Genomic DNA, 4,699 nt, shown 5'->3' with positions numbered 1-4,699 from the left:
CTCCGAGACCCCCCTGCCCCGCTATGAACGCGGCGCCATTGGCGCGGTGTCGAAATCCATCGACGATCTCAAGCGCCGCGCGATCATCGATGTCGCGCCCGAGATGATCGACAATGGCGGGCTGCGCGACCGTCTGGACGAGGATCCCGAGGGCATGGCCGCCTTGCAGGATTCGATCCGCGAATATGGCCAGCAGGTGCCCGTCCTGCTGCGCCACAGCCCCAATGAGGAAGGCCGCTACGAGGTCGTCTATGGCCGTCGCCGCGTCGCCGCGCTGAAGGCGCTGCGCCAGCCGGTCAAGGCGATGGTGCGGCATCTGAACGACCGCGAACTGATCATCGCGCAGGGTCAGGAAAACAGCGCGCGCAAGGATCTGTCCTTTATCGAAAAGGCGCTGTTCGCCCAGCAGATGGCGCGGGCCGGCTATGACCGCAAGATCATCTGCGACGCGCTGTCGATCGACAAGACGGTGATCTCGCGCATGCTGACGGTGGCCGATACGCTGCCGCAAAAGCTGGTGCTGCGGATCGGCAGCGCGCCCTCGATCGGGCGGGATCGCTGGCTGGCACTGGTCAAGCGCGCCCGCGGGGCCGAGCTGGACGTGATGGTGCAGGCCGCGCAGGGCGAAAGCTCGGACCAGCGCTTCGAGGCGGTGTTCGACGCGCTGGCGCCCGCCCGCGCGGTCCCGGCCGCGCCACGCAAGCTGACCGGGCAGAATGGCGCAGCCCTGGGCGAAGCCCGGCCCGGCAAACGGAAAATGGTGATCGAACTCAGCGGAGACGGCCGCGAATTCGGCGACTGGCTGGCCGATCACCTGGACGAGGTTCACCGCAACTGGCTGGAAACAAAGGCTTAAGCGGGAACGACAGGCAAGAAACCGGAACAGGAGGCACGATTACGGCAAAAAGAAAGCCCCCCAGGACATGACATCCCGAAGGGCCGCTCTTTCGTTCTAGCACCTCGAAGATAGCGGCAAAGGTTGACAGCTGTCAACAACGTCTGTTCAGGCGACGGCATGTTTTTGGCCGCGTGACACATAAACATGAGGCATATTTCAATGACGCCGTTCGGGCGGCAGCCGGTGACGGCTGGCCTGTTGGCGACCCGCGCGCTGGCCGAGGCCCCTGCCCCGGCCGCGACTGCGGACAAATGGGCGCTGCTGCGCGACCTGACCCAGGCCCGCAAGGCCATCGGTGTCAGCGACCGCGATCTGGCGGTCTTGTCCGCGCTGCTGAGCTTTCATCCCGGCAAGGATCTGGCCGATGATGACGGGTTGATCGTCTTTCCCTCGAACCGTTCGCTGTCGGACCGCGCGCATGGCATGCCCGAAAGCACGTTGCGCCGGCATATCGCCGCGCTGTGCCGCGCCGGGCTGATCCTGCGCCGCGACAGTCCCAATGGCAAACGCTACGCCACGCGCGACTGCAGCGGCGCGCTGGACCGGGCCTATGGCTTCGATCTGCGCCCGCTTCTGGTTCGCAGTGCCGAAATCAGCGATGCTGCAAGGCAGGCCCGCCAGGACGCCCTGCGCCGTCACCGCCTGCGCGAGATGACCGTGATCCGCCTGCGCGACGCGGCCAAGCTGCTGGTCTGGGCCAGCGAAAACGACCTGGGCGACTGCGCGGACGGGCTCGAGGCGATTGCCGGCATGCAAAAGCAGTTGCGGCGCAAGCTGGATCTGGACAGCCTGCAGCGGCTCGCCGATTGCGCGGCCCGATTGCTGGCGCGAATTCACGATCACCTGCCCCGGAAAACAGAAGACATGAGCGGCAATGACAGCCAAAATGAGCGGCACCATCAGAATTCAAATACAGAACCATTGGAATCTGAATCCTGCAAAGAGCAGAACGACAGCGATTTGCCCGGCAGCGATGAAACGCCACCCATGCCGCTGGAGATCGTGCTGAAAGCGACGCCCGACATTCGCGACTATACCAGCGGCGATATCCGAAGTTGGCGCGATCTGGTCAGAGTCGCTGCATTTGTCAGCCCGATGCTGGGGATTACCCCCGATGCCTGGCGGCAAGCCTGCCAAGAGATGGGCGCTGCCGCCGCCGCGACCACGCTGGCCTGCATCCTGCAACGATCGGGCAGCATCGCCCGGCCCGGAGGCTATCTACGGCACCTGACCGACAAGGCCGCCAACAAGGCTTTCTCGCCCGGACCCATGGTCATGGCCCTGTTGCGCGCCGACAATCGCCTGGCTGCATAGCGGGTAGTTGTTGTGGATAGGTTCGCTTCTCATTGGCCGGGCATGACGCGCTGATGCTGCTCACTGCTCTGCACGATCTGGGCAATTGCCGGCGAGGCGATCGCGGATGCGTTGCAGACCGCCGCGAGCTATGGGTCGAAGCTCGCTGGAGCGCTGACCAGCCAGCAGGTCATCGCCCTTCAATGGTGGCTGCCGGGATTGGCTTCGGCGGCGGTCTGGATCGGGTCGAACGGCAGATGGTCCCCGCCTCAGTCTCCGCGCCTTGACCTGTGCGCCTATCTGAGAAATGCCGGCCATTGCGCGTTGACGGCTGTCAACAATGCTGGCCTGACCAGCCCAGAACCCTCCCGCCAGCCGGTGCTTGATCCCGACTGGCAGCCCAGCCCCATGCAGGCGACCTGTGCCGGTAACGGCCTGTTTGCCTCATTCTGGCCGTGATCGAGGCTGCATTGATTCTTCCCCAAAGGATAATGCAGTGGGGCAGGGCGCTCGGCCTGTTCTTTGCCCTGCCGACCACCGCGGCTGCGGTTGCGATGTTGGCGCGCGTCGCCGCCACGGTCCGGCGCCTTTTCAATGCCCCGCCTTCGCTGCCGTTGGCGCATGCAAGAACGGGCCTGAATGACGGCGATCGGCCGCTGGTAACGGTCGGTGTCGGCACGGGCGATCAGATACGCGACGCAGAGGCATTACGGGCCGAGTTCGAAGGTCATGATCGTGGATGAGGCGCAGCAACTGGGCGAGGCTTAAATGGCGGGCGGCCCGGCACGGCGCGACTTTCCGCAGCAGACGGGCGGGCGCGGGGAAATCTCGGTCCGGCGGCTGGCTATCCGACGAGTTCCATGCTGGAACAGATCGCGGGGCAGGGCGCTGCCTGCAGGTGCGCAGCGCCATAGCTGCGGTCGGGGCGTTGCGCAGGGCAGGGGTTCAGGCCGATCTGCTGCATGCCGGCTTTGCCCTGTGCGCCCTGCTGCATGCCGGCCGGTGAAGGGGCCGGTCCTGCATGTCGTCTCGTCCGACCCGGATCAGGTGCGGGACGATCTATGGTTACATCATGTGCTGGGCAAGAGGGCGCGGGGCTATCCGCTGGGCGTCCAGTGGCGCACGGCACGGGCGCTGTTCGCCGCCGGGCTTCGCGCGCTGATCGAGGTCGCGCATGGCGAGCAGGGCAAACCCGTCCTCGGCGCCTGATCCGGGCCGAGGATGAGCGGATCGCAAAGGGCTATGCCGCCGCAAATCACGCCCGGCGCAAGGTGATCCGGCTGGAACAGGGCTACCGGCTGGGCACGGCCGCAAAAGACCCTGCTTCGGGCGCATCGGCAGGGTGGGCATCGCAGCCGCTGGCCGGTGTGGACACGGTTGACGGCTGTCAACTTTCCGAAGTGCATACGGCCGAGAGCCGGCTGCGGGGATTGGATCTGCCTTATCAATCCTCGCGCGAGATCAATATGCTGATTTGCGGCGGGCCGGATTGGTGCGGGGCTGCGCTATGATCCGGAGATCAGGGTTGTTTTCGCCTGGTTTTCGTTACTATTTAGGGAATTGTTCCCCATTTCGGGGATGGGCCGCATGTCATGAGGTTGTTCCCAATGACATCAGCAAGCTCTCCGGCTTCCGGGATAAGGATATCATGGCGTTACCACAGCCGAGGTCATCATATCAAAGCATGTAGCTGGATTGTTCCACAAACGAACAGAAATTGTTGACCCAATTTGGTGCGGATAGCAGTCTGGCGCGGCGGAGTCGCCTCAGGACCCCGCCATAGGCTAACTCATAGGAACGCTTGCTGTACCGATATGCTTAGCCTGAAAAATCAAGGACTAAACCCGCTGGCTTAGCTATCGTGGCGGCACCCTTCGCCAGTCAGCCGGCGCGAAGCAGCACGATTTTCGGGCACCGCCAAAATACAGGAAGCACCACCTGGCAAAGGGCAGGCCGGCTTCCGCGCTGACAATCGTTAACTTCGGCGTACCCGTCTAACTGAGTCTGATGCCAGCAATTATGCTGTAGCCGGCCGGTCGCTCCTTACCAATACCAAAAAGGAGCCTTCCCATGCCCACTGCCAGTACGAACAAGCTGCCAGGGCACGATCATCGTTTCGGTCCGGGCCATTCCTGGTCAGAGTGAAGCGGGATGAAACCGAAGCAGAAGATCCCGCGACTGTCGATGAAGATGCTCGAGGCCACGGGCACGGTCCCAGCCCGGCGCCTGATCACGCGGCGGAACGCAGCTCGAGATCCTGATCGATCCGGCTGGCTGACCGGCCCCACGGGACGCTCCGACAGCGAAACCCTGCGCGCCGCGGGCGAAGCCTGCATTTCAAAGGCTGACTTCTTACTCCGCGCGCCCATAAGGAGAATCGCATAATGGCCAGAACGACGAAGGCCGCCGTCGTGCGCGAATTCGGCAAACCGCTGGTGATCGAGGAGGCGCAGGCTTCGTTTCCGCGGTCGGGCAGGGGGGCAGCCATGTCAGGGCGGGCGACCGGGG

The 4,699-nt window shown here is 64.1% G+C and carries 6 protein-coding genes; all 6 read left to right on the top strand.

The window, feature by feature from the left end:
• Positions 1-856 (top strand): plasmid partitioning protein RepB (gene repB, locus IT41_RS18995; RefSeq protein WP_036744290.1); only part of this gene is annotated, 856 nt, incomplete at its 5' end.
• A 186-nt stretch (positions 857-1,042) separates the two neighbouring features.
• Positions 1,043-2,212, top strand: a complete 1,170-nt coding sequence (gene repC, locus IT41_RS18990; RefSeq protein WP_036744289.1) for a plasmid replication protein RepC — start codon at positions 1,043-1,045, stop codon at positions 2,210-2,212.
• A gap of 111 nt (positions 2,213-2,323) precedes the next feature.
• Positions 2,324-2,650 (top strand): hypothetical protein, encoded by a 327-nt coding sequence (locus IT41_RS21130; RefSeq protein WP_139221661.1) that lies wholly within the window; start codon positions 2,324-2,326, stop codon positions 2,648-2,650.
• Between the two features lie 32 nt (positions 2,651-2,682).
• The gene (locus IT41_RS18985; RefSeq protein ID WP_036744288.1) at positions 2,683-2,934 is read left to right on the top strand and encodes a hypothetical protein; all 252 of its coding nucleotides are present in this window, start codon (positions 2,683-2,685) and stop codon (positions 2,932-2,934) included.
• A gap of 259 nt (positions 2,935-3,193) precedes the next feature.
• Positions 3,194-3,400 carry a hypothetical protein gene (locus IT41_RS18980; RefSeq protein ID WP_036744287.1) on the top strand — a complete coding sequence of 69 codons (207 nt, stop codon included), beginning with the start codon at positions 3,194-3,196 and terminating at the stop codon, positions 3,398-3,400.
• A gap of 62 nt (positions 3,401-3,462) precedes the next feature.
• Positions 3,463-3,702: a hypothetical protein gene (locus tag IT41_RS21125; RefSeq protein ID WP_139221660.1), complete on the top strand. Its 240-nt coding sequence runs from the start codon at positions 3,463-3,465 to the stop codon at positions 3,700-3,702.
• Positions 3,703-4,699: the final 997 nt, after the last annotated feature.

It is taken from the genome of Paracoccus halophilus (assembly GCF_000763905.1).
GTDB classification, from domain to species: Bacteria; Pseudomonadota; Alphaproteobacteria; order Rhodobacterales; family Rhodobacteraceae; genus Paracoccus; species Paracoccus halophilus.
Note: the sequence above shows the minus strand (reverse complement) of the source record. Positions and strands in the feature narration are given on the sequence as shown.

Coding starts and splice junctions, on each gene's coding strand:
- repC (WP_036744289.1), top strand. CDS start 1,043: ATGAGGCATATTTCAATGACGCCGTTCGGGCGGCAGCCGGTGACGGCT.
- IT41_RS18985 (WP_036744288.1), top strand. CDS start 2,683: ATGCAGTGGGGCAGGGCGCTCGGCCTGTTCTTTGCCCTGCCGACCACC.